The organism is Pseudomonas sp. Pseusp18 (assembly GCF_059506005.1).
The window spans coordinates 3,908,441-3,931,359 of the sequence record NZ_CP169240.1 but is presented as its reverse complement, the minus strand read 5'-3'; the positions used below and the strand labels follow the sequence as shown (position 1 = coordinate 3,931,359).

Genomic DNA, 22,919 nt, shown 5'->3' with positions numbered 1-22,919 from the left:
GAGTCACAACCATGACAAACACTCGCAGCGACTGGGAGCAACGCTTCCAGTCCTTGACACTAGAAGGCCGCGCATTCATCGACGGCCAATACTGCCCGGCACTCAGTGGCGACACCTTCGAATGCATCAGCCCGGTCGACGGCCGCTTTCTGGCGAACATCGCCAGCACCGACGAAGCCGACGCCAATGCGGCAGTTGCCGTCGCGCGCCGTGCATTTGAATCCGGCATCTGGGCGCGGTTGGAGCCCGCAGAACGCAAGCGCATCTTGATTCGCTTCGCGGACTTGATCCTGGCCAACCGGGAAGAGCTGGCGCTGCTGGAAACCCTCGACATGGGTAAACCGATCAGCGATTCCATGGCCATCGACATTCCAGCGGCCGCCAACGCGATCCGCTGGAGCGCCGAAGCCATCGACAAAATCTACGACGAAGTTGCCGCTACACCGCACGACCAATTGGGCCTGATCACCCGCGAACCGGCAGGCGTGGTCGCCGCGATCGTGCCGTGGAACTTCCCGCTGATCATGGCCAGCTGGAAGTTTGCTCCGGCCCTGGCGGCGGGCAACTCGTTCATCCTCAAGCCTTCGGAAAAATCACCACTGACGGCGATCCGCATCGCGCAACTGGCCCTCGACGCCGGCATTCCCAAGGGCGTGTTCAACGTGTTGCCGGGCTTCGGTCACACCGTCGGCAAGGCGTTGGCGTTGCACATGGACGTCGACGTGCTGGCCTTCACTGGCTCCACCGCGATTGCCAAGCAACTGATGATCTACGCCGGGCAAAGCAACATGAAACGCGTCTGGCTCGAGGCGGGCGGCAAGAGCCCGAACGTGGTGTTCGCCGACGCGCCGGACTTGCGCGCAGCGGCTCGGGCAGCGGCCAGTGCGATTGCCTTCAACCAGGGCGAAGTCTGCACCGCCGGCTCGCGCCTGCTGGTGGAGCGCTCGATTCGCGAGCAGTTCATTCCGTTGCTGGTGGAAGCGCTGCAAGCCTGGAAACCGGGGCATGCGCTCGACCCTGAAACCACCGTCGGCGCCGTCGTCGATCAGCGCCAATTGGACAATGTGCTGCGCTACATCCAGGTCGGCAAAGACCAGGGCGCGCAACTGATTGCTGGCGGCAATCGCACCCTTGAAGGCACCGGAGGCCTGTACGTGGAGCCAGCGATTTTCGACGGCGTGACCAATGCCATGACCATCGCCCGGGAAGAAATCTTCGGTCCGGTGCTGTCGCTGATCACCTTTGACACCGCTGAAGAAGCGCTGCAGATCGCCAACGACAGCATCTTCGGCCTCGCCGCCGGCGTCTGGACCAGCAACCTCAGCAAGGCGCACACCTTCGCTCGCGGCTTGCGCGCCGGCAGTGTCTGGGTCAACCAGTACGACGGCGGCGACATGACCGCGCCGTTCGGTGGGTTCAAGCAGTCGGGTAACGGTCGGGACAAATCGCTGCACGCGTTCGACAAATACACCGAACTCAAAGCGACCTGGATCAAGCTCTGACACCTTTACAGCGGCGGTCGCCGGCGCATGTCGGCGGCCCTCGGAGAAATGTATGAAACACAGCTCTACACAAAATCATGTAAACAGCTACTACGCCGCAACCCGCAACCAGACTGGCGATTACCCGGTTCTTGAAGAGCTGGTGGAATGCGACGTCTGCGTGATCGGCGCTGGCTACACCGGTCTGTCCTCGGCGCTGTTCCTCAGCGAAGCGGGCTACAGCGTAACGGTACTGGAAGCCGCCAAAGTCGGCTTCGGCGCCAGCGGTCGCAACGGCGGCCAACTGGTCAACTCCTACAGCCGCGACGTCGATGTGATCGAAGAGCGCTACGGCGACAAAACCGCCGAAGTGCTCGGCAGCATGATCTTTGAAGGCGCCGACATCATCCGTTCGCGCATCAAGGAATACGACATCAAATGCGACTACCGCCCTGGCGGCATCTTCGCAGCGCTGAACAAGAAGCAGCTCAATGGCCTGGCCGAGCAGAAGCGTAACTGGGAACGCTACGGCAACAACAACCTGAAAATGCTCGACGCCTCGGACATCCAGCGCGAAGTCGGTTGCGACAACTACGTCGGCGGACTGCTGGACATGCAGGGCGGCCACATCCACCCGCTGAACCTGGCCCTCGGCGAAGCCGCCGCGATCATTCGCCTGGGCGGCAAAATCTACGAACAATCCGCCGCCGTGGACATCTCCTACGGCGAGCCAATCACCGTGCGCACCGCCAAAGGCGTGGTGCGGGCCAAGTACCTGCTGATCGCCGGCAACGCCTACCTACCACAAGACCTCGACAACCGCGTGACCCGCAAAAGCATGCCTTGCGGTTCGCAAATCGTCGTCACCGAGCCGTTGTCGGAGAAGGTCGCCCGCAGCCTGATCACCAATAACTACTGCGTCGAAGACTGCAATTACCTGCTCGACTACTACCGCCTCACCGCCGACAACCGCCTGCTGTACGGCGGCGGCGTGGTCTACGGCGCCCGCGAGCCGGACGACATCGAACAACTGATCCGCCCGAAAATCCTCAAGACCTTCCCGCAACTCAAGGACGTGAAAATCGACTACCGCTGGACCGGCAATTTCCTGCTGACCATGTCCCGTATGCCGCAATTCGGCCGCATCGAGAAAAACGCCTACTACATGCAAGGCTACAGCGGCCACGGTGTCACTTGCTCGCACCTGGCCGGCAAACTGATCTCGGAAATGATCCGCGGCGACGCCGAACGCTTCGACGCCTTCGCCTCCCTGCCACACATGCCGATGCTCGGCGGCCGCACCTTCCAGGCCCCACTCACCGCCATGGGCGCGGCGTATTACGCCTTGCGAGACCGCTTCGGCATCTAGGTTGAACCTGCCGGCGGTCTCCGCCGGCCAAGGCTACGCATCACCCCTGTGGCGAGGGAGCTTGCTCCCGCTGGGGCGCGAAGCGGCCCCGCTTTTTGCCATTGATGCAATCCATGCGGGACAAACCTTCGTGGCCGAGGGGGCAAGCCCCCTCGCCACAGTTTCGACACCAGAACTGACTGACATCAGAAGCCGACAGCTTTTTTGCCAGCCGTTTATCGAACCTGCTGAGCAACACCCACAAACGTGATTTAATACCCGCCTTCCACGGTTCCGGGACGGGAAACGGCGTAATCCGCGGCCACCAGTCGCCCGCCACCCACCCCCATTACCCCTTAAGTAGTTCTCACATAAGGCTGTCATGGACACGGGCTCACGACTCAAATTAGTACGCGAAAGCTACAAACTGTCCCAGCGCGAGCTGGCCCGGCGTAGCGGCGTCACCAATGCCACCATCTCCCTGATCGAACAGAATCGCGTCAGTCCCTCCGTCAGCTCCCTCAAAAAACTGCTCGAAGGCATCCCCATGTCTTTGGCGGACTTCTTCACCTTCGACCAACCGCCACGCGAGCATCAGTATGTGTTTCGCGCCAATGAACAGCCGGACCTCGGGCGTCATGGGCTGCGGTTGTTGCTGATTGGCGCTTCGGTGCCGAGTCGGCAGATGCGGCTGTTGCGCGAGCAATACGCGCCTGGGGCGAGTTCGGGGGAAGAGCCGATTGTGCATGCTGAGGGGGAGGAGTGTGGGCTCGTAACTCGCGGCACGGTTGAGTTGACGGTGGATGGGCAGATTAGTGTGTTGAATGCCGGGGATGGATATTACTTCCCGACGACGTTGCCGCATCGGTTTCGCAATATTGGGGCGGATGAGGCAGAAATCATCAGCGCCAACACCCCGGCTAACTTCTGATACCTGAAGCAAACATTAAATCTGTACAGGCCTCCGGCGGGGCGACCAATACTTTCGGTCGCCCCTACCAGCAATTACCACTCCATACCTCAAGTGAGAGCGTCTGCGACGCCGTTCAAAGTGACTTCAAGTAGTCGAGAAGTTGTGACCTTTGGACATCACTGAGGCTGCCCACGCCATAGTCATGCCCGGCGTTGCTATTGCCATCAAGCTTGGTGTCGAAAAGAAACCAGTTCTTGTCCGATTTCTCGGTCTTGAATCCAACCCGTTTGTTATCGAACTCATTGGTCCCTGTGTAAAAACTCGACGGGCGCTGATGGGGTGGCAGCAGAAGGTCATTCAGGCTCGGTACAGAGCCGTTATGCAAATAGGGAGCTGTGGCCCAGATGCCGGTGAGGGGTCTTGCTTTATAGGCGAGAAGAGGAACGGTTGAACTGGCACGGTAGCAGTTGTATAGCCGTAGTGCTTTCTCATCCAAACGACTGAACAAGGCACGCTCCTTGAAGCCAGGGACTTTTTGAGGTTTGGTATCTATTCCAAGCAATCCATCGAAAGCCAGTTCGGCGACATCGCGCCCTTTACCCAGTAATGTCTCCAGGACGGTCACACCCAGCATGTTGTAGAGAAGGTCATTTGACTTGATGGGTCCTGATTTATCGACTTTGGAATAACCCGCCAACACTCCAGAATCCGCTTTAAATTGATAGGCATTGCACGCCATCCAGGGATCCGTGCCAATGGTCGAGTCTTTTGGGCTCTGGGCATTGAAATTGTCATTCGCGGAGATTGGAATCATGACCGCTTTGATGGGCGTGGCGAGATTGTTTCTATCAAGGGGGGCATGGCAGCCGGCACAATTTTCCGTAAATAATTTGGCGCCAGGCGTGAGGTCTTTTGGCAACTGCCCAGGCCACCGCGGAGGCTTCAGGGTATAAAGAGAACGTTCTAGAACATCCAGATTTTTCACGTTCACACTGGAGACAAACCCTGCCTTGGCCGCGGATTCTTTAACCGGGCGAATGTCGGCGAACACACCGATGGCCTCTCCTGCATTACGCCCCAGACCTCCGACATCGAGGCCTTCGCCCGTGAACGAGAAGAGTTTTGCTTTACTGACCATTCCGTTCCATTGGAGAACGTTGTGTTGAGGCGTATTCCAGAGAAATGGATAACTCACCGGCGCATCAGAGGGGTTAGGGGTAGGCGGTTTCGCTTGGGTGACTTGACTGATTTTGTTGAGAATGTGGCCCACTGCATCAAGGCGACCTGGGCCATATTGCAGATCTGTGGCATTCAATGTCTCGTTTTGGGCATAAAACGCATTCAAGCTATCCAGGGATTTTTTCAACCGTTGGCGATTCCCTTTCGACAGGTCATCACCCAGGACACTCTTTGCAAAGCGCTCAAATTTTTCAGGATCGGAAGCCGTTTTGCTTAAGGCCTCTCTAAAATATTTAAAGAAATTTTGAAAGTCGGCGTTCGTTGGCCCGCCATGGATCACAAGATTCTGCTCTTCAAATTTGATCTGAGCCGTGTGACAAGCAGAACAGTTCATCCCCACCCACGGCTCTCTCGACCCTTGTCCAAAAAACCAGCGGAGTTTAGTGAAAGACAGCTTGCTGTCGTGGCTATCATCCAAAACGAAACCCATCGGCAACGTAAAGCGCTTACCGTTATAAGACGGACGATAAGGCGTGTAACCGTAGGCGGAGATCGTTTTGTCACTCATGAACTTCTCCTCTGAACCAGGCTCTTCCAATGCAAGCGCCCAGGAGAGAGGGAGAATTCTCGATCCTTGTGAAAGTTCAAGCCAATTGGACTGGGTGGTGTCACTCCATCCCTGATCCAGAATGTCGGCAGCCTGAGCCATTGAATGAGCGCCGAAAAACAACAATGCAGCGCAGGCAAACGGGGGGGCTTTTAACTTGTTCATCAGATTCCCTTCTATTTGTAATTCCTGTTGAGACCCATCACGTTGGTAGCCAATAGCTACCAGCCATGAGTGTAGCCACAAAAAATATAGCTCTTTAATTTTGTTCCATGCCCCGTACCCGGACAGAGCCCGGGTTGTTCATTACGTAAAAAAGACCTTGCCGTTTGGCACTCCGCTTTTTCTCTGCGGACTACAGCGCCTTGGTGTTGTGAGCATTTTTCTACACCACATCAGGAAACGTCCTGCGCTCTCGTCGGAAGCGCCCGATTTAGCCATTACAAGTCATCCCTTAACCTCCTCGAATGAATCCGTTCATTGACGTCAAAATAGTGGCCATCTAATATCGCGCCACTATTGTGCTATCAGTCTCCATTCGAGGGATCGAACATGTACCCACCCGCCCTCGTGGCGAGGTTGTGCCTGGCTTTGCTGTGCCTTTCTCCGCTGAATCTTGCTCACGCCGCCCCCACCCCCGGTGAAACCGATCTGATCCGCGAACGTCAGGATCGCTTGCTCGACGAGCAGCGTCGGCGTCTCGAGGAGCTCAAGGAATTACCCGGCAAGGCAGCCAAACCCGCGCCTCCGACGGCCCCGGCCGACGCCCGTTGTTTCCCCATCAAGGACATCGAGCTCAAAGGCGCCGACAGTCTTTCGGACGGCGAGAAAAATCACCTGCTCAAGCCTTACATCGGCCAGTGCCTGGGCGTTACACAGCTCAACGAGTTGCTGAAAGTCATCACCGATCTGTACATCGAGAAAGGCCTGGTCACCAGCCGGGCCTACTTGCCGCAGCAGGATTTGTCCGCCGGGCATTTGAAGGTGCTGGTGGTCGAGGGCCGGCTCGAAGGGTTGAAGGGCGCGGAGGGCAGCCAGCTGTCGGACCGTGAACTGGCCATGGCTTTTCCCGGCAAGAGCGGGGAGCTGGTCAATCTGCGGGAAATCGAGCAGATGGTGGATCAGCTCAACCGCTTGCCGTCGAATCAGGCGCAGATGGAGTTGTCGCCGGGCAAGAACGTCGGTGGCAGCGAGGTGCTGGTCAAGAACACCCCGCAGAAGCCGTGGCGTGTCGGGTTGTCGCGCAGTAACGACGGCCAGCGCAGCACCGGCGAGCAGCAGTGGGGCACGACGTTCGATTGGGACAGCCCGCTGGGCCTGGCCGATCAGTTGATGCTGCGCGGCGGTCACGATGCGATGAGCGATCACCAGCACACCTCCAACAACGCGATGCTCAATTACAGCGTGCCGTGGGGCTGGTGGAACTTCAGTTACACCTACAGCCAGAGCGAGTACCGCTCGCAAGCCCAGGCCAACGGTTTCAACTTCAAGCAGACCGGCGACAGCGAAAACCATCAGTTGCGCGCCGAGCGGGTGATCCATCGCGACGCCCTGAGCAAGACCTCCCTCAGCACCGGTCTCTCGTACCTGCGCACCAACAACTTCATCGAAGACAGCAAGCTCAAGCTGAGCAGCAACCGCATCAGCGAAGCGCAGTTCGGCATCAACCACGGTCGGCGGGTCGGCAGTGCCTTCGTCAACCTCGACCTGGGCATGCAACAAGGCATCGGCGCGTTCGACGTCCAGGGTAACGGTGATCCGGGCCCCGGCGAGCCGAACGCGCGTTACCGCAAATACACCGCCACTGCGAGTTATCTGCAGCCGTTCAAGCTGTGGGGCGAGTCCTTCAGTTTCAGCAGCCTGATGACCGGCCAGCGCAGTGAAGACGTGCTGTTCAGCCCGCAGCGCACCAGCCTTGGCGGGCAGTCGTCGATTCGCGGTTACAAGGACCAGTCCTTGTCCGGTGACAGCGGCGGCTACTGGCGCAACGACCTGCGCTGGAGCCGTCCGGTAACCCTGGAATGGCTGCGCCCGGTGTTCGCCGAGTACGGCACCAGCCTGGGTTACGACCAGGGCGTGATCCGTGGCGACCGCTACAACGGCGATCAGCACGGGCGCATGTCCAGCGACTCCGTGGAGCTGTTTGCCCGGGGTCAGCATGTGGCCGCCAGCGTGACTTTTGCCCATTCCCTGGAACGCCCTGACGTGCTGACCGAGCGCGAAGCGCCGATCTATTTCCGCGTGGATTTCTTCCTCTAAATACGCCTCTTCGAGAACACTGACATGGACGTTCGCCATTACGCCTTCCTCGCTAACCAGCCCTCGGCTGCGGTCAAAAACCGCGAGCACTTCTGGGGCATGCCCAAGCGCGGGTTGGCGTTCCTGTTGGCCAACGTCATGTTCTGGCAGCCGATGTGGGCCCAGGCCGACGGGATCGTGGTGGCCACGCCCGGCACCAGCCTCGGCCAGGCGGGCAATGGCGTGCCGATCGTCCAGATCGCCACGCCCAACGGCACGGGTCTGTCGCATAACCAGTTTCACGATTACAACGTCGGCACCCAGGGCGTCATCCTCAACAACGTCGCCAACCAGACCGGCGCCACCCAGTTGGGCGGGATCATCGTCGGCAACCCGAACCTGACCAACGGGATCGCGGCGCAAACCATCCTCAACGAAGTGGTCGGCGGCAGTCCCAGCCAGTTGCGCGGCTACACCGAAGTGGCGGGTCAGTCGGCGCGGGTCATCGTCGCCAACCCCTACGGCATCAGCTGCAACGGCTGCGGCTTCATCAACACCCCGCGCGTGACCCTGACCACCGGCAAACCGGTGCTGGACAACGGTCGTCTCGATCGCTTCCAGGTCGATCAGGGCAGCGTCACCATCGACGGCGCCGGGCTGAACGCCAACAACGTCGATCGCTTCGAAATCATCACCCGCAGCGCGAAGATCAACGCCGAGATTCAGGCGAAAAACCTGACCATCATTGCTGGTCGCAACGACGTCAACGCCGACAGCCTCAACGCCACCGCCCGTGCCGATGACGGCAGCGCCAAACCACAACTGGCGATCGACTCTTCCGCGTTGGGCGGCATGTACGCCGGGGCGATCAAACTGGTGGGCACCGAAGCCGGGGTCGGGGTGAAACTCGACGGCAACCTGGCCGCCAGCGGTGGTGATATCCAGCTCGACGCCAACGGCCATCTCAGCCTGGCGCAGACTTCTGCGGCGGGGGCCGTGAACGTCAAAGCCGCCAGCCTCGATGCGCGTGGCCCGGTCTACGCCGGCACCGTCGTCAACGTGCAAACCCAAGGCAACCTGAGCAACCAGCAAACCCTTGCCGCGCGGGACAGCATCGCGCTGACGGCCGGTGGTGTGCTGACCAACAACGGCATCATCGAAGCCGGGGTCAACGCTGATACCAGTCGTAATGCCAATGGCGATGTGAACCTGAATGCGCAGAACTTCAACAACACCGGCAAGAGCGTGGTGGCCAGCCGCAACCTGACGGTCAATACCAGTCAGACCCTGAACAATCAGGGCGGCACGTTGAGCGCTGCGCAAACCGCCAACATCACCGTCGGGACTTTGGACAACCAGAACAATGGCCGGGTGTTGAGCAGCGGCAATCTCAATCTCACGGCTAATCAGGTCCTCAACAGCAACGGTCTGATCACCAGTACCGGTAATCTCAGCGCCACCCTCGGCCACCTGAACAACCGCACTGGCGAACTCTCGAGCCTGGCCACCGCGACGCTGCGCATGGGCACTCTGGATAACGTGGCAGGGCTGGTGAACGCCGGTCAGGCTTTGAGCATCACCGCCACGGGGGCGGTGAACAATCAGGGCGGCAAACTGACCAGCCTCGACAGCTTGAGCCTCAACGCTGGCACGGTCGATAACAGCAGCAAGGGCCAGATCGCCAGCAACCAGGCCCTGACGGTCAGTGTCAGCAGCCTCGACCAACACGATGGCGGGCAACTCACCAGCGGCACGTCGCTGACCCTGGACCTGAATCACGGCGAGCTGAATAACCAGAACGGTTTGATCAATGCCCCGGCACTGGTGCTGAAAAACCTCGCCCAGGTGAACAACCGCAACGGCGAAATATCCAGTGCCCAGGCGTTCACGCTGGCGGCCGACAGCCTCGACAACAGCAACGGCAAACTGCTCGGCAATCAGGCCGTGACCCTGCGCGTGCAGCAGGCGCTGACCAACATCAAAGGCTTGATCGCGGCGGCAAGCGTCGATGTACAGGCCGGTAGCCTGAACAACAACGGCGGCACCCTGACCAGTCGCGCCGGCCTCGAACTCAGGGTTAACGGCCAGCTCGACAATCAGGATCAAGGACTGATCAACGCTACCCAAAACCTGAACATCAACACGGCGAGTTTGAACAACCAGAACGGCGGCTCGTTGCTCGGCAGCGCCATTGCCATCGACTTCAGCGGCGCCATGGGTGACCTGAACAACGCCAATGGCCTGATCACCACCACCGGTCAACTGAGCATCCGCAACCTGCGGGACTTGAACAACCGTGGCGGTGAACTCTCCAGCAGCCAAAGTTACATGCTGACGGGCCGTAACCTGGACAACAGCGACGGCAAACTCATCAGCCGTCAGCAACTGGACCTCACCGCCGATGCCACCACTAACCTCAATGGTCTGATTTCCGGCTGGCAAAGCCTGAGCCTTCTGGGCGGCAGCCTCGACAACCGCAATCAAGGCACCTTGTCGAGCCGCGACGGTGACGTGCTGGTGGACCTCACCGGCGCTGTGCGTAACAGCAACGCCGGTGCTCTGGTCAGTAACGGCACGTTGAAGGTCACGGCGGCCAGCCTCGACAACAGCGACAACGGCATTCTTTCCAGTGCCGGTGCGCAAACCTTCGTCATTGCCGGAACACTGAATAACGCCCAGGGCGGTTTGATCGACAGCGGCGCCGCTCTGGATATTCAGGCCCAAACCCTCAGCAACGCCAATGCAACCATCAATGCCCAGCAGGACATCAGCTTCACCGGCACCGATCTGAACAATAGCGCCGGTACCTTGGCGGGCAAGGGCGCGATCACCCTCGATCTGCTCGGCACCCTGACCAATACCAGCGGCAAACTGGCGAGCAATGGCCCGCTGGTGATTCAGCGCGCGGTGCAGGTCGACAACCAGGGCGGCCAGTTGGCCAGCCAGGGTTTGCTGAGCCTGTTGACCGGTGGCCTCGATAACCGCAATGGCGGCACTGTCGCGGCCAGTGAATTGTTGACGATCACGGCCAGTGGCGTCGTACAGAACAGCGCCAACGGTCAGATCTTCAGCAGTAACGCCGGCCTGACGCTCAATGCCGCCAGCCTCGATAACGCCAAGGGCACCCTGCAAAGCCAGGGCGACTTGACGGTGAAAACCAGCGGCGCCATCGATAACCAGAGCGGGCGCATCGTCGCCAAGGGCGGCAACCTCGACATCACCGCCGCCAGCCTCGACAGCCGCGGCGGTGTGCTCTCCAGTCTGCAAGGCGCCTTCAGCAGCCAGATCACCGGTGTACTGCGCAACGGCTATGACCTGAACAACAACCGTCAGGGCGGGATCATTCAGGCCCAGAGCCTGAACCTCAAGGCATTGGCCGGCCTCGACAACTACGGCGGGCGGATCACTGCGCAAACCGGTGATGCCATCGTCGACACCGGTACCAACGGCAACTTCGACAACCGCAATGGCGGTCTCTACGCCAAGGGCCGGGTCAGCGTCACCGGCAATAACTTCGACAACAGCGGCGACAACGACGGGCAGATCGGCGGGCAACAGATCGACCTGAGCCTGCGCGGCGCATTGAACAACCGCTTGGGCATCATCGAAAGTGAAAGCACGCTGACCATCACCGCCGCCAGCCTCGACAACCAGACCGGTCAGCTGCGCGCGCTAGGCGCCAATGGTAAAACCGCGTTCGCCATCGGGGGCCTGTTCGACAACCGCAACGGCCGTGTGGAATCCGCCAACAATGACCTGAGCCTCGGCGCCGGTGGTCTGTTGAACGTCGGCGGCAACGTGCTGCACGTCGGCACCGGCCTTTTCGACATCGCCACCGGTCAACTGGGCAGCGCTGGCGGCAACTTCGTCACCCGTGGTGGCCTGACTCTGGCCGCCGCCAGCTGGACCAACAGCAGCGTGATCCAGGCTGATCGCCTGACCGTCAATATCAACAGCCTCAACCAGACGGCCAGCGGTCAGTTGCTGGCGGTCAGCACACTGACCGGTAGCGGCGGTAACTGGAATAACGATGGCTTGATCGCGAGTGACGACAGCCTGAGCCTGACGCTCGGTGGCACGTACTCGGGCAATGGCCGGGTCAGCAGCCTGGGAACGTTTGGCCTCAGCGCTGCACAACTGAACCTCAATGCAGCATCGAGCCTCGCCGGTGGCGGCAACACAACCATTTCCGTGGGTGGACAGCTCAGCAACGCCGGTCGCCTGACATCGGCTGCCGACCTGACCCTGACGGCCGGCAGCGTAAACAACACCGGCACCGTGGGCGCCGGCAAGAACCTGACGTTGACCACAGGCGCGTTGCTCAACGACCGCGGCTTGATCTTCAGTGGCGCAGACATGCAGCTCCTGAGCCCCAGCTTCACTAACCGCTACGGGCAGGTCTACAGCCTGGGCAGTACGCTCATCGCCAGGGACAAAAACAAGACCAAGGCTGATCTGCTGGATAACAGGTCTGGAGGGATTGAGAGTACCGGCGACCTGACGATCGCGGCCACGACGGTTAACAACGTCATGGATGTGTTGCAGTACACCGAGCATGAGAAAAGTGTCGCGACCATCACTCAATTGTCATGCGCACTGATCTCGTATGGGTGTGATGACCGTGGCGGTGGCCGCATCAACGCTCTTTGGGAAATTGCAGAAACCGATCGCCTGAAGGTCACGCTTCATTCTGAAGCCGCCTCGATCAACAGCGGCGCGAACCTGACGATTAACGCCGGCGAAGTGAACAACATCAGCAGCAACGTTACGGCTGCCGGGAATTTAACGATCACGGCGTCGACGATCAACAACAAGGGTGTGCAAGAGCAGGACATCGAAACCACCCGGCGATTCGTGAGCTGGGTCAACGAAACCGCTTCGGCCATCAACATGGCTGACCTCTTCACCCAACGAAACAATCCGACCCCTTCGGCCACTGTCGAACAGGACTTGAGCAACTTTCTGGCCTGGATGGGCGAAACACTGCCAACCAGCAGTCGCACCATCAACGGTGAGTCCCTGGATGCCATCATCCAGGCCGGCGCAAATGTCACCCTCAATGCCACCCAGAACATCAACAACAGCGTGGTTCGCCCGTTCTATGCCTATGTGGCGGCAGGTCATACCAAGGCTGACACGGGAGTAGGCAGTGGCTACTCGACGCCGATCCAGATCAACCAGCAACTTGCTCCCGACCTGGCCCAGCAGCAAGTCAACCCGCTCACGCTTCCCGGCTTCAGCCTGCCCAGCAGCCAGAACGGCCTATTCCGTCTGAGCCAGGAAGGCAGCACCAACCCGACCGCCACCGGCCCACAAAGCTGGACCCTCACCGGCGCCGGCGTCACCTCGTCCACCAGTGCGCCGGTCACCCTCAACCGCGTCCAAGGTCTGCCAAGCAACGCCGGCAAATCCCAGCCGCACAAATACCTGATCGAAACCAACCCGGTCCTCACCGACCTCAAGCAATTCATGAGTTCGGACTACCTGCTGTCCGGCCTGGGCTACAAACCCGACCAGAGCGCCAAGCGCCTGGGTGATGGGCTCTACGAGCAGAAACTGGTCCAGCAAGCCGTGCTCGCCCGCACCGGTCAACGCTTCATCGACGGCCAGACCTCGGACGAAGCGCTCTACAAGTACCTGATGAACAACGCCATCGCCAGTAAGGACGCGTTGAACCTCAGCCTCGGCGTAACCCTCACTTCACAGCAAGTCGCGGCCCTGACCCACGACATCGTCTGGCTCGAAGAACACGAAGTGAACGGCGAAAAAGTCCTGGTGCCGGTGCTGTACCTGGCCAACGCTAACAACCGCCTGGCGGCCAACGGCGCGCTGATCCAGGGCCACGACGTGACCCTGATCGCCGACAAGGACCTGCACAACGCCGGCACCCTGCGCGCCAGCCAGAACCTGGATGCGACGGCCAAGAAAGATTTGGTGAGCAGCGGGTTGGTGGTGGCGGGGGAACGGTTGAACTTGCTCGCCACAAATAATTTAACCAACAAGGCGGGGGGGATCATTGCCGGGCGGGACGTGACGCTCAAGGCCACGAACGGCGACGTCGTCAACGAGCGCACGGTGACCTCCCACGACAGCAGCGTCGGCGACTACAGCCATGCGCGTGACTTCGTGGACAGCGCCGCCCGCATCGAGGCCGCGAACAAACTGGTGATCAACGCCGGGCGCGACGTCCTCAATAGCGGCGGTGTGCTGAAAAGCGGTGGCGACATGACCATCGATGCCAAGCGCGACGTCAGCATCACCGCCGTGGAAGAGCGCAAGTCCGAAAGCCGTACCGACTTCCTTGACTCAAGCCTCACCCAGCACGGTGCCAGCGTCAGCGCGGGCGGTAGCCTGACGGTCAACTCCGGCGGCGACGTGACCGTGGTGGCGAGCAAGCTCGACGCCAAGGGCGACGTGACGATCGACGCCAAGGGCGACCTGCTGTTCGCCACCGCCGCCGACGAACAACACAGCTACTTCAAGGACAAAAAGGAAACCCGCCAGGAAGACCACGTCAGCCAGATCGGCACCACGCTGGAGGCCGGCGGCAAACTCACCCTCAAGTCCGGCAAGGACATGACCCTGATCGCCAGCGACATCAGCGCCGGCAAAGAAGCCTACCTGCACGCCGACGGCGACCTGCAACTGCTGGCCGCGCAGGACAGTGATTACTCGCTGTACGACATGAAGAAAAAGGGCAGCTTCGGCAGCCTGAAAACCCAGCGCGATGAGGTCACCGACCTCGTCCATGTGGGCACCAAAATCAAGTCCGGCGGCGACCTGACGTTGTCCAGCCGCGGCGATCAGCGCTATCAGGCGGCCTCGCTTGAAAGTGCCAATAACATCACGCTCGACAGCGGCGGTGCGATTGTCTTCGAAGCGGTGAAGGATCTGCATGACGAGAGCCATATCAAGAGCGATAGCAACGCCGCGTGGATGTCCTCGAAAGGCAAGGGCAACACCGACGAGACATTGCGCCAGACCCAGATGATTGCCAAAGGCAACATCACGATCAAGGCGGTGGAAGGTCTGCGAATCGACCTCAAAGAGGTGAATCAGCAAAGCGTCAGTCAGACCATTGATGCGATGGTCAAAGCCGACCCGCAACTGGCCTGGCTGAAGCAAGCCGAAGCACGGGGCGATGTGGACTGGAAGTTGGTCAAGGAAATCCACGAGTCGTTCAAGTATGAAACCTCGGGGCTTGGGCCTGCTTCTCAGATGATCATTGCGATCGTCATGGCGGCTTTTGTCGGCCCTGCGGCACTGAGTGCTTTTGCCGGTATGGGGACCATCGGAGCCGCAGGCCTTGCTGCAGTGGCTTCTGGTGCGGCAACGAATGCGGCCACCAGCTTTATCAACAATGGTGGGAATCTTGGAGCGGTGTTCCAGGACGTGACGTCCTCGGAAGCGCTCAAAGGGTATGTGATTTCGGGTGTGACGGCTGGTGTAACAGCTGGGTTTTTTAAAGACATTCTGAAAACAACGATTACAGGCAAGGTAGACCTCAGCAGCCTGGAAGGGATTGGGCGGTTTGGCGTTAATCAGGTGTTGCAAGGCGGGACGTCCGCGTTGCTGGGCAAGGCGCTGGGGGAAGACGTCAACGTTAGTGATGTGTTGAAAACTGCCTTGTTCAACACATTGGCGGCAGCCAGCTTCAACGCCGTGGGCGATTACACCAAAGGCGTGTTTGACGATGGTTCTGCAACTAAAGTCGTCATTCATGCCATGGTGGGTGGGCTGCTCTCAGAGGTAACAGGTGGTGATTTTGCAACCGGAGCCTTGGCGGCGGGTGCGAATGAAGCGCTCATCGTCGACCTGAATAAATTGGTCGGTGGTAATCCTGATCTGCTCTCGATGGCGTCGCAGATCGTGGGGGTGTTAGCGGCGTCGACGCAAGGGGGAGACGCAGATGCTTTGCAAACTGGGGCTTGGGTGGCGGATAACGCTACGAAGTACAATTTTGATATGCACTTGCCGCCAGGTTTGACTGAGTATGCACAAGCGGCAAGCTCTCTCGCCGAATACATGCAAAGCCAGGGAGCGTCACCTGAAGACATTGCCCAAGTACAACGAGCACTCGTTGAAGGGCAGGGCTTTGATGGTGTCCAGCCTGCGAATGAGTTTGTCAAGGCGTGGGGCCAGTTCGTGGCCGGGGAGCTAACCGGTTTAGGATTAGCAGCTATACTCGGGAGGGCCGGTTCTTGGTTTGCAAAAGGCACGTTGAACACATCCTTGCTTGATGAGTTAACTGCTAATGGTGTGAAATTTACCCCAGAGAATGTCATCGCAACGACTCGCAGTTCTAGCGGGAAAGTTGTATTCCTAGAGACCGGAAACTCAAAAGCTGGGTTGCAGCACATCATTGAGGAGCATGGTAGCCAATTCGCTCAGATGGGTGTGTCAGAGGCTCAGATTCCGGGAGTAGTGATGAGGGCGGTTTCTGAGGGTAAGCTCGTTGGTTATCAAGGCTCTGGAGTTGGGCGCCCGATTTATGAGTTAAATATTAACGGTCAGACGCAGCGAATAGCTGTGACTGTTGGTGATAACGGCTTCGTTGTCGGTGCAAATCCAAGGGGGAGCGTTAAGTGAAATGTATAAAATTAATGGCGGATTATCAGTGTTATCCGATTTGGAATATGTCCCCCGGCGAATATGGGGACATGGCTCCTTGTGAGCTTCCGATCTCTAAAGAGCTTCAGGAGCGTCTGTTAAAGTGGGCCGCCATTTATGATGAAACACTGGATGTTGATTATCCGCCGAACTCCGGGTTCAAGAGTGAGGAGTTGGAGCGTGAGTTTAAGTTGGAGGGGGAGCGATTAGTTATAAGTTTGAGGGGTGAGCTCGGGCCAGAATTTTCTGTGTCTCTTAAAATTTAGTTGGTGCAAAAGAGGCAGATAGTGTCACACCTCATGCGGTTGATGATATTCGGTTCTCGCAAAATAGCGTCTCATTCAATAAAGCTGGCCGAGTAACGGGTACAAATTACACATACGACGATTTAGTCCAAAGCATGCGGACTAATGGTTGGAAAGGTGATCCAGTTGACGTTGTTAAAATGCCTGATGGCAAGCTGACTAGCATGGATAACACTCGAATCGCCGCAGCCAGAGAGGCAGGGATCGATGTTAAAGCTAGCGTTCGTGGATTTGATGAGCCATTGACGCCAGCTATCCAAGAGGCTAGAGGGTGGCAGAACTTTAATACTTGGGGAGCGAAAGCGGGGACAGACCACATTTATCGAGGGGCTGGATAATGCTCCTTCAATTTAATCGTGGTCTGTCCCCGATTTCTCGTTCGTTGCCGGACGGGACGGTCAGAGTTCAGTCTCCCTCAACGAAATCCCCACCAAGACCTGCTACGTTGGATGAAATTTCATGATAAAGATCAATACAGTTAAGCCGTTTAGTGGTTTGAATAAGTATGAGCTATGGCGATCCCAGTGGGCGGATAAAAGTGGCATTGATATATTTTCTTACGTGAGTGATATGTGTAGTCCTGAGGATTCATTGTTGTTTTGTCGGCTATTATTTCCTGATTTTGTCGTCGTGGGTGAAGCTGTTATTCTAGAAAATAAGTATGATGCTGATGTTTTTTTATCTTGGGTGAAGAATTTTGATGGTGATATTAGTGCGGTCGAGAGAATGTTGAATCACACTCATCTATATGATGTTTTTGCAGGCTGTACTGATAAGGTGGATGATGCTGTCTTTGAGCAGTTGTGCGAAATTGTCGCATTATCTTGGCGTTTGGTTTTAAAGGATAAGTTTCCGGAGAGGTTGTTTTCTGTTGAAGTCTCCAATTCTGATCAGGACTACGGTCCTGTTGTTACTTTTTTTCAAGTTATTAAGCAGGCGTGAGAGGGTTAGGGAGGGATTATTTGTTTGACTTTGTGCTGTGGTCAGAAAATAAATCTGCCCAATTTTTTGAGGGGGATAAGTATTAACTCTTCGGTGCCTAGGTGAGCTTTAAGAGTTTGAGTCTTCCGGGTATGGATGGGATTGTTGGAGGATGTGGTATTTTTCCAGTTAGAATCAGAGGCAGTAATGATTCGGAGAGTTTAAGTCTGGAGTTGTAGGCGGGGCACTTTGCCATTCATCAGAGCTGTGCAAGAGTCAGTATATGGATATCAAGAAAAAAACACTCATCACCGCCTTCTCTCTACTCACCGCCTGCAGCATCAAACCACTGGAACCCTACATCGAACCCGCGTCGGACGTTCCGACGGCGAAGCTTCGGGTGATTACCAATGGTTATGTGCGTGGCAATGCATACACGGGGTGTAGCGCGGATACCAAGGTGTTGGCGAAGGCGGGTCGTTTTTTCGGTGAGCATCAGCCTAGCGTGAACTACCCACAGATGCCTCTCGTGCCACAGCAACTGAATATGGTTGCGCGCTTCGCACCGAAAATGCCGGAGTATCTGGGGGCGACGAGAATGGCTGAGGGGGCCTACACCGAGATGGCCCCTGAATACCTTGTCCCTGCGGGCAAACCTTTTTTGTTGGAGCGTTTGAAGCTTTTCGCCGGTAGTTACGGCAGTACGTATCAGACCTGCCCCGAAGCCACGCGGCTTTTTGTCTTTGAAGAAAACAAGAGCTATGAAGCCGATATCGGCCTTGTTTATCGGCCCGCCGCTGAGGGTAACGGACAGGCAATATGTGCGTTTAGTGTGTATGAGGTGGTCCCGTCCGGGAAATCTAGTCGTCCATTGTCGAACGTACTCAATTTTGAGCCTCCCGCTGATTCTAACTGTGGTCGGCACTGACCAGATTGTCAGGCTAACGAGAAAAGGGGGCGGTGTCCCATCCTGAACAAGGTTCACACCTTCCGATCTGTTTTTCAGGAGAGCGCAATGGAATCAGGACCAGGCACACTTGTGTGGCCGCAGTATGGCCTTGCCAGCCTGGACGTTGCATGAGCCTGTGTGAGGGTTTTTCGGTGATTTTGGTGCCGTAATATTCCGGATTGCCACGATTGACAGCCCTCACAACTTGTAGGAATTTAGCCGCCCGCAGGTAAGGGATATCTGCTGATGGCCAAAAGATGGCCGTTGTTCACAACACAAAGGATTGTCTATGCAAGGTTCAAACACCGTTGCTCAACAGGTGTGCGGTCAGCTGGTGCACGAGCATCAGAACACCCCACACATGAACATTGCCGAGCAAATCCTCGAATGTCTGTTTCGCCGTCGTAGCCTCGCCCCGGGGCAGGATCACGAACTGTCGTCGCAGGTGCTGGAACCCCATCTGACCAAGGTCATGCAGGCGGTCGAGAGCGGTCGCAAGATTGAAATGGTCTTGCCAGCCTTTCCCGGCAAATCGCCCAGCCGCAAGAAAACCCTGAGTCATCTGCCCGATCTTGCTGAACATCATGCTATCGATGAGTTAAACCGCCTGTGCACAGAGATCCAGGAGATCTACGCACCGGGCGCGCTGATTCATATTTGTTCCGATGGCTATGTGTTCTCTGACTTGGTGCATGTTCCCGATTCCGACGTCAAGGCCTACACCGACGCTATCCAGCACTACGCCGAGCAGCACTACCGCGGTACGTTTGCCCATTTCGATCTCCGGGATGCCTACCCTCAGCTGGATTGTCTGGACGCCATGCGTGAAGAGATGATGATCGAGCACGGTCAGTCATTGATCTTGTTGCAGCAGCGCTTCAAGGATGATCCGCACATGATGTTGATGTACTGCGGCATCCATCGCTTTCTTTCCGAGGATTACTCGGGACTGAAAGTATTCGCTGGCATGAGCCTCAACGCAGTGAAGAAGGTCGCCAAGCCGGCCTCGCAGCGGGTGATCCAGCGCAGTGAAGCCTGGGGTGCGCTGTTACAGGCGCGTTACCCGCATTGCCTGCGCCTGTCGATTCACCCGCAGCTGGCGGTCTCGACGAAGATCGGTATCCGGTTGGTGCCAACCAGTGACCTGTGGCGTACGCCCTGGCATTCGGTGGCCATCAAGCGACGGGGTGTGGTCACGCTCGAAAAACGCAGCAATGTCGATGAGCGCTATCACCGCCTGGTGTTCCGCAAGGGGCGTCCTTGTCATTACGCCAGTGCTCAATGATGACGTCTCGGTTACGGGTCGAAGCCGTACTCTTCGATTTGGACGGGACTCTGGTCGACACCTTGCCCGACATCACCTGGTGCTTGAACCAAGTGCTGCTCGAACACGGTTGCCCGGCGCTGACCTCGGAAACAGTGCGGGGGTATATCGGCGGCGGCACCACGGCGATGAGCGAGCGGGTCGCCGCGCAGTTTGGCATAGTCGATGCGGTCGCCTTGCACCAGCGCTATGTGGCGCTCTATCAGCACAACCTGGTTCAATTTTCCCGTCCATTCAGCGGTGTCTTGGAATTGCTCGAAGGCTGCCGACAGTTACAGCTACCGCTGGCTATCGTGACCAACAAGGCCGAGGAAATGGCGTTGCAGGTTTCCACAACGTTGCTGCCGCAGAATGCTTTCGGGCCAATTCTGGGACATCGCGCAGGCAGGTCGCTCAAACCGCAACCGGAGGTGGCATGGGAAGCCGCCCGGCGGTTGTCGGTTGATCCGCAACGCTGCTTGTTCGTCGGTGACACGGAGATCGATCTGCAAACGGCCCGTGCTGCAGGCATGTATTCGGCGGCAGTCACTTGGGGCTATGGCCTGACACCAGACTTGCAGGCCCAGGCCCCGAACTTGTGCTGTGAACACCCGGCCGAATTGCTGCGCATTTTGCAGCAAGCCTGCGGGGCTGCGCATGCGTTCACCGAGCATGGCGACACCGTCAAATCCTATTGATACACACACCCTCAAGGAAATTGTTCTATGGAACATAGAGACGCCTGGATCGCTGCCGTCAGCGATTTGCTGGCCGGTTATCTGCTCAAAGGCACGGATGATTGTTTCGACACACAAGGCAGGGCGCATCTGGCGCTTCGATTGGGGCACTGCTTCGATCAGGGCCTGCCAGTGCGTCTGGTTTTGCCAGGCTTTCCCTGCAAGTCGCCAAACGCCAGCGACCAGACCTTCGGCGTGCTGCCGGACTACGGCGAGGTCATGGCCATCGAGCGCCTCGACCAACTCGGCCAAGCCATTGCCGCGTTGCACGCACCGGGCTGCGTGGTGTCGATCCTCAGCGACGGCACGACCTTCAATGACATCGTCGGCGTGGCCGACGACGTTCGCGCCGCCTACAACCGGGCGTTGCGTGAACTGTGCACCACCCACACGATTGAGTGGGTCAGCATGGAAGACCTGTTTCCCCAGGCCCAAAGTGCCGAGTCGGTTCGCGCCAGCCTGATCAAGCAGGCCCGTTTGCCGTGGAAAAACCTTGGTGAACTGATCGAGCAGAGCCGCGACGATGAATCCCTCAGCCGGGCGCATGACGACCTCTGCAGTCACCTCTACAACGACCTGCGTCTGTGCCGCGAAGACGGGCAGAGCGAGGACGAGTACCTGCAACAAATCAACTTCAAAGCCTACCAAATGATGTATCGCGGGCAGGCATTGAACGCGGCAGTGGACCGTTTCTTTGGCGATGACATTCGCTTGTCGGTCCATCAATACAGCAATGCCGGCCCCAAATTCACCTTCGGCCTGGCCGAAGGACTCAAGCGTGTGTACAGCCCCTGGCACGCCGTGCCGGTGTGCAACCTCGACGGCAGCCAGACCCTTCGCACCCGTGCTCAGGTCGACCTGGACCACCATGTGCTGATCACCTATGAGGGGCGGCCATGGCTCTACCATCAAACAGAAAACCCGCAGGCCCAAGGCTTCGAGTACGAACTGCAAAAACTTCCGCTGTTTGGCCTGGTGGTGCGAGACCCGTTGGGGCTGGGTTTCGAACGACTCTCCACCGGCCTGCTGGAAGCACTGGTGGAAACCTTCGGTTTCGTCTGCCTCAAAGGCTGCCGCTTCGATGACCAGGACAGCTTTGCTCGCAGCTGCGAACGTTTCGGCACGCTCTACGAATGGGCCTTCGGTGCCGTTCACGTGGTCAAGCCTGCGGACAAACCCCAAGGCGTGGTGCACTCGCTGGAGAAAACACCGTTGCACTGGGACCTGAACATGCTGCCCGACAGCGATGCGCAAGTTCAACGCAACCCGAAATTCTGCGCCAGCAAATTCATGCTGTACTGCAAGACCGCGCCGCAGCCGGGCGAGGGCCAGACCACCATCGTCGACAGCCGCAACGTACTGCGCAAGGTCGGGCAGCAAGTCGCCCGACAATGGCTGGGCGTGAACATCACCTACTACACCAAAATGACCTACTTCGGCGGCTCGCCACGCATGTACAGCCTGGTGGATCACCACCCCCGCAGCGGCGAGCTCATCCTGCGTTACCAAGAGGGCACCGACTCGACATTTCAGACCTTGAGCCAGTCTGTGCAGGACCATGACGAGCAGGCTCAGCAGGCGTTGCTGGAACAGGTCAATGCGCTGGTTTATGACCCGGAGTGTCTGATTGCTCATCAATGGAGTGAGGGTGATCTGGTGCTGATCGACAACTATCGGACGCTGCATGGGCGGCTGCCGATGTCGGCGGGTTCTTCGTCGCGGGAGTTGTGGCGGGTGCAGGTTTACTGATTGTTGTTGTCAGAGTCGGAGCAGGAAGCAGAAAAACCGCAGTAATGCGGTTTTTCTACGACTGAAATTAAGTCACTGACCCTTGGGCGTATCAAACCCACGCTGCTCAATCACCCGAAACACATCGCTCACATCCTGAACCATGATCCGGGCGATGTTGGTGACGGTGTTGATGTCGTGTTCGGCGTAGTCGGGGAGGCTGGTGCAGGCCATGAGGTTGAGGTATTTGAGGACGGCGTTGAGGCGTTCGCTGAGGCAACTGTGGAGTTCGCGTATCGGAGCGTCGGCGTCGATGAGGAGGACGGGGTGGTCGGTGGCGAAGTGGGACATTGGGGAGTAGTGGCGGAGCGGGGTATTCGTGCTCATAAGTAAATCTTCCTCGTATCTGTAAGAAGAACTACTGCCGTTCGCTGCGAAACGAATGGGTGGTAGCTATGTGCGGGTTCGCAGACCGAGGATACGAGGAACCCGGCAGACCCGAAGATCTCCCACACACAGCCACCATAAACGGAGTACGGGCGCGTTTGTGCGACCGTTGCTGGTTTTGGGGTGCAAGGTTACTACACGTATCGTCAGGGC

Annotated in this window: 13 protein-coding genes; 11 read left to right on the top strand and 2 right to left on the bottom strand. The window is 58.0% G+C overall.

Annotated features, from left to right (window positions below):
- Positions 1-11 precede the first annotated feature (11 nt).
- The 3 genes from ACEN9A_RS17560 (at position 12) to ACEN9A_RS17550 (ending at position 3,760) form a co-directional block, all read left to right on the top strand.
- Positions 12-1,502: an aldehyde dehydrogenase gene (locus tag ACEN9A_RS17560; RefSeq protein ID WP_258668899.1), complete on the top strand. Its 1,491-nt coding sequence runs from the start codon at positions 12-14 to the stop codon at positions 1,500-1,502.
- Positions 1,503-1,554: 52 nt separating this feature from the next.
- Positions 1,555-2,850, top strand: a complete 1,296-nt coding sequence (locus ACEN9A_RS17555; RefSeq protein ID WP_019648644.1) for an NAD(P)/FAD-dependent oxidoreductase — start codon at positions 1,555-1,557, stop codon at positions 2,848-2,850.
- A 361-nt stretch (positions 2,851-3,211) separates the two neighbouring features.
- On the top strand, positions 3,212-3,760 hold the full coding sequence (locus ACEN9A_RS17550; protein ID WP_008011722.1) for a cupin domain-containing protein: 549 nt from the start codon (positions 3,212-3,214) through the stop codon (positions 3,758-3,760).
- A gap of 115 nt (positions 3,761-3,875) precedes the next feature.
- Here ACEN9A_RS17550 and ACEN9A_RS17545 read toward each other — a convergent pair whose 3' ends face one another.
- A complete protein-coding gene (locus ACEN9A_RS17545; RefSeq protein WP_258668898.1) occupies positions 3,876-5,693 on the bottom strand; it encodes a di-heme-cytochrome C peroxidase in 1,818 nt (605 codons plus the stop codon).
- A gap of 387 nt (positions 5,694-6,080) precedes the next feature.
- On the opposite strand from ACEN9A_RS17545, the gene ACEN9A_RS17540 reads away from it, so the two are divergent.
- The 8 genes from ACEN9A_RS17540 (at position 6,081) to ACEN9A_RS17505 (ending at position 22,340) form a co-directional block, all read left to right on the top strand.
- Positions 6,081-7,787, top strand: a complete 1,707-nt coding sequence (locus ACEN9A_RS17540; RefSeq protein ID WP_258668897.1) for a ShlB/FhaC/HecB family hemolysin secretion/activation protein — start codon at positions 6,081-6,083, stop codon at positions 7,785-7,787.
- Between the two features lie 24 nt (positions 7,788-7,811).
- Positions 7,812-16,355, top strand: coding sequence for a two-partner secretion domain-containing protein (locus ACEN9A_RS17535; RefSeq protein ID WP_495688508.1), 8,544 nt, complete (start codon positions 7,812-7,814; stop codon positions 16,353-16,355).
- 14 nt (positions 16,356-16,369) lie between these two features.
- Entirely contained in the window at positions 16,370-16,642 is a 273-nt protein-coding gene (locus tag ACEN9A_RS17530; protein ID WP_495688591.1) for an immunity protein CdiI family protein, read from the top strand.
- 498 nt (positions 16,643-17,140) lie between these two features.
- Positions 17,141-17,623, top strand: coding sequence for a hypothetical protein (locus ACEN9A_RS17525; RefSeq protein WP_258668895.1), 483 nt, complete (start codon positions 17,141-17,143; stop codon positions 17,621-17,623).
- 262 nt (positions 17,624-17,885) lie between these two features.
- A complete protein-coding gene (locus tag ACEN9A_RS17520) occupies positions 17,886-18,530 on the top strand; it encodes an amidase (protein WP_258668893.1) in 645 nt (214 codons plus the stop codon).
- Between the two features lie 310 nt (positions 18,531-18,840).
- Positions 18,841-19,836, top strand: coding sequence for an isocyanide synthase family protein (locus ACEN9A_RS17515; protein WP_019648646.1), 996 nt, complete (start codon positions 18,841-18,843; stop codon positions 19,834-19,836).
- Entirely contained in the window at positions 19,836-20,552 is a 717-nt protein-coding gene (locus tag ACEN9A_RS17510; protein WP_258668892.1) for an HAD family hydrolase, read from the top strand. The genes ACEN9A_RS17515 and ACEN9A_RS17510 overlap by 1 nt, the downstream gene beginning before the upstream one ends.
- A gap of 27 nt (positions 20,553-20,579) precedes the next feature.
- Positions 20,580-22,340, top strand: coding sequence for an isocyanide synthase family protein (locus tag ACEN9A_RS17505; protein ID WP_258668891.1), 1,761 nt, complete (start codon positions 20,580-20,582; stop codon positions 22,338-22,340).
- Positions 22,341-22,412: 72 nt separating this feature from the next.
- Here the strand turns inward: ACEN9A_RS17505 and ACEN9A_RS17500 are convergent, their stop codons facing one another.
- Positions 22,413-22,706 carry a fructose-bisphosphate aldolase gene (locus tag ACEN9A_RS17500; RefSeq protein ID WP_258668890.1) on the bottom strand — a complete coding sequence of 98 codons (294 nt, stop codon included), beginning with the start codon at positions 22,704-22,706 and terminating at the stop codon, positions 22,413-22,415.
- Between the last annotated feature and the right edge of the window lie 213 nt (positions 22,707-22,919).

Bases quoted from the DNA above. Each gene is read 5' to 3' on its own strand.
- ACEN9A_RS17560 (WP_258668899.1), top strand. From the start codon at position 12: ATGACAAACACTCGCAGCGACTGGGAGCAACGCTTCCAGTCCTTGACA.
- ACEN9A_RS17555 (WP_019648644.1), top strand. From the start codon at position 1,555: ATGAAACACAGCTCTACACAAAATCATGTAAACAGCTACTACGCCGCA.
- ACEN9A_RS17550 (WP_008011722.1), top strand. From the start codon at position 3,212: ATGGACACGGGCTCACGACTCAAATTAGTACGCGAAAGCTACAAACTG.
- ACEN9A_RS17545 (WP_258668898.1), bottom strand. From the start codon at position 5,693: ATGAACAAGTTAAAAGCCCCCCCGTTTGCCTGCGCTGCATTGTTGTTT.
- ACEN9A_RS17540 (WP_258668897.1), top strand. From the start codon at position 6,081: ATGTACCCACCCGCCCTCGTGGCGAGGTTGTGCCTGGCTTTGCTGTGC.
- ACEN9A_RS17535 (WP_495688508.1), top strand. From the start codon at position 7,812: ATGGACGTTCGCCATTACGCCTTCCTCGCTAACCAGCCCTCGGCTGCG.
- ACEN9A_RS17530 (WP_495688591.1), top strand. From the start codon at position 16,370: ATGGCGGATTATCAGTGTTATCCGATTTGGAATATGTCCCCCGGCGAA.
- ACEN9A_RS17525 (WP_258668895.1), top strand. From the start codon at position 17,141: ATGATAAAGATCAATACAGTTAAGCCGTTTAGTGGTTTGAATAAGTAT.
- ACEN9A_RS17520 (WP_258668893.1), top strand. From the start codon at position 17,886: ATGGATATCAAGAAAAAAACACTCATCACCGCCTTCTCTCTACTCACC.
- ACEN9A_RS17515 (WP_019648646.1), top strand. From the start codon at position 18,841: ATGCAAGGTTCAAACACCGTTGCTCAACAGGTGTGCGGTCAGCTGGTG.
- ACEN9A_RS17510 (WP_258668892.1), top strand. From the start codon at position 19,836: ATGACGTCTCGGTTACGGGTCGAAGCCGTACTCTTCGATTTGGACGGG.
- ACEN9A_RS17505 (WP_258668891.1), top strand. From the start codon at position 20,580: ATGGAACATAGAGACGCCTGGATCGCTGCCGTCAGCGATTTGCTGGCC.
- ACEN9A_RS17500 (WP_258668890.1), bottom strand. From the start codon at position 22,706: ATGAGCACGAATACCCCGCTCCGCCACTACTCCCCAATGTCCCACTTC.